Below are 2,575 nucleotides of genomic sequence, written 5' to 3'. Positions count from 1 at the left end.
TGTGATTTTTCTAGATAGCTCACCCATTTAGACGGTCTGTTTTTCAAGATCGTTCACCCACCCTTTTTTCAGGATCTCTCACCCACTTTTTCAAGTTAATTCACCCACCCGGGCGGCGTGGAAATCAGGGCATACTACTCCCGTTATCTTTTTGCTGAACGGGAGGCGGTATGGCGAGAAAGGAGTATACGGTGGTTGATGTTGTCGATATTTTAAGAAGGGTTCAGAACGGTTATTCAATCAGGGCGATCACGAGGGCGACGGGGATGGATCGCAACACCCTCCGGAAATACCTGCGCCTCGCTTACAAGAAGGGGTTCGGCAAAGACGGTCTGTGTGATCTCGAGACGATAGCCCGGGAGGTCGTCAGGGAGGTCCAGTCCAGCCTGCCCGGTCCACAGAGGTCGATTGATCAGGTCCTCATTCCCCACAAAGCAACGATTGCATCGTGGATGGAGAACGAACATCTCACCCTGACGAAGATCCATATCCTGCTTTCGAGAATGGGCGTCGAGGTGAGCTACCCGGGCCTCTACCGGTTCGTCTCTGTCCACATCGGCCTTGCATCGAAAACCACGGTGCGCATGGCGGATACCGAGCCCGGGGAGGCGGCGGAAGTGGACTTCGGAAGACTGGGCTTCCTTTATGACAGTGCCGCCGCAAGAAGACGATCCGTTTACGGGCTTGTCGTCACACTCTGCTCGAGCAGGCACCAGTATGTGCATGTGACCTTTACCCAGGACCTCCCGTCCTTGATCACCGGCATCGAGGATGCCTGGGCCTTCTTCGGCGGTATCACGAAAAAAGTCGTCATCGACAACCTGAAGGCGGCTGTGGTCAGATCCGACCGCTACTCCCCGGTCTTCAACAGGACCTTTCTGGAGTACTCTCAGTTCAGGGGCTTTATCATCGATCCCGCCCGGCCGAATGACCCGACGGGCAAACCGAAAGTGGAACGGGAGGTTCCCTATGTCAGGAAGAACTTCTTTGCCGGGGAGACCTTCAGGGACCTCTCCCATGTCCAGGAGGAGGCAATCAGGTGGTGCCGTGACACTGCCGGAATGAGGGTCCACGGGACCACGAGGAAGAGACCGCTCGTCGTCTTCAACGAAGAGGAGAAGATGGCGCTCCTTCCCCTCACGGAAGAACGGTTCGATGTTCCCCGCTGGGGATCGGTGAAGGTCCATCCCGACCACCACATACGCTTCGGGAGCAGCCTCTACTCCGTGCCGACCCGGTATATCGGCAGAGAGGTGTCGGTGCGAAAGGACACGAGGCTTCTTCGTATCTACTACAAGGGAGAACTCGTCAAGACCCACCCCGCCGTTCCCCAGGGAAGGCGTTCAACCGATTTTAACGACTATCCGAAAGAGAAGGCACCTTATGCGATGAGAAGCTGCACCTACTATGTCGACAGGGCAGGGCAGATCGGCCCCGCGGCACGGCGCTTCGCGGAACTCCTCCTCTCGGGGACCTTCCCCTGGACAAAGCTGCGCCAGGCGCAGAAGCTCGTGCGGCTGCCGGAACGGTACGGCAAGGAGAGGGTGGAGAAGGCCTGCGAGCGGTCCCTCGCCTTCGAACTCGTTGATGTGCGCAGGATTGAAGAAATCATACAGCAAGGCCTCGTTAAAGAGGACACCGAGGAAAGAAGATTGGAGACGTTGCCGTCGCGGTTTGCCCGGCCGGCAGCGTACTTCGTGAAAAAGGAGGAATAAGATGGAGATCACCACGGAACTGAAACAGACGCTGAAAAAACTGAAGCTCGGGGGCATCCTTGTGACCCTGCCAGAAAGAGGGTCGTATGCGAAAGTTCAAAAGCTCTCCTACGGCGAGTTCCTGGAACTCGTGCTCAACGACGAGATCGAAAGACGCGAACAGGGCAGGACCATGAGAAAAATGAGAAGCGCGTTTCTCGATCAGGAGCAGACCTTCGAGCGGTTCGACTGGGAGGTACCCATCACCGTCGACAGGGAGAAGGTGAAGGACCTCTTCGGCCTCGGCTTTACCGACCGGCATGAGAACGTCATTATCTGCGGCCCCGTCGGCGTGGGGAAAACCCACCTCGCCAATGCCCTGGGACACAGCGCGGTGAGAAGGGGTCTCAATGTGCTGATGCTGAGGTCCCAGGTTCTCTTTAAAAGGCTCCACCAGTCGAGGGCCGACCACTCGTTCGGGAAGGAGGTCATCGGGCTTATCCGCCCTCACGTCCTCATCATTGATGACTTCGGTCTGCAGAGGCTGACGGGATCGGAGGCACAGGACCTGTACGAGGTGATGATCGAGCGGTACCAGCGGGCCTCGACGGTGATCACCAGCAGCAGACCTCTGGATGAATGGATGGGACTCTTCGATGATCCGCTCCTGGCCAACTCTCTCCTTGACAGGCTGGCCCACAACGCCCACCAGATCTTCCTCGAAGGGGAGAGCTACCGGAAGAGGATGGGCAGAACAGAAAGGACAACCGAAAAGAATTGAACATGAGGAAATGGTCATGGTAGAAGACTGAGGATATTGCGCCGCTCCCGGGTGAATTAACCTGAAAAGGGGGTGGGTGAATTATCTTGAAAAATGACAC

2 protein-coding genes are annotated in these 2,575 nt (G+C 56.7%); both read left to right on the top strand.

Annotated elements, in window-relative coordinates; genetic code table 11:
* The first annotated feature begins 170 nt into the window (after positions 1-170).
* Complete coding sequence (gene istA, locus PHP59_RS12570; protein WP_300167496.1) at positions 171-1,715, top strand: IS21 family transposase; 1,545 nt, start codon at positions 171-173, stop codon at positions 1,713-1,715.
* 1 nt (position 1,716) lies between these two features.
* The gene (istB, locus tag PHP59_RS12565) at positions 1,717-2,475 is read left to right on the top strand and encodes an IS21-like element helper ATPase IstB (RefSeq protein WP_300167494.1); all 759 of its coding nucleotides are present in this window, start codon (positions 1,717-1,719) and stop codon (positions 2,473-2,475) included.
* Positions 2,476-2,575 lie beyond the last annotated feature (100 nt).

It is taken from the genome of Methanofollis sp. (assembly GCF_028702905.1).
Taxonomy (GTDB): domain Archaea; phylum Halobacteriota; class Methanomicrobia; order Methanomicrobiales; family Methanofollaceae; genus Methanofollis.
Note: the sequence above shows the minus strand (reverse complement) of the source record. Positions and strands in the feature narration are given on the sequence as shown.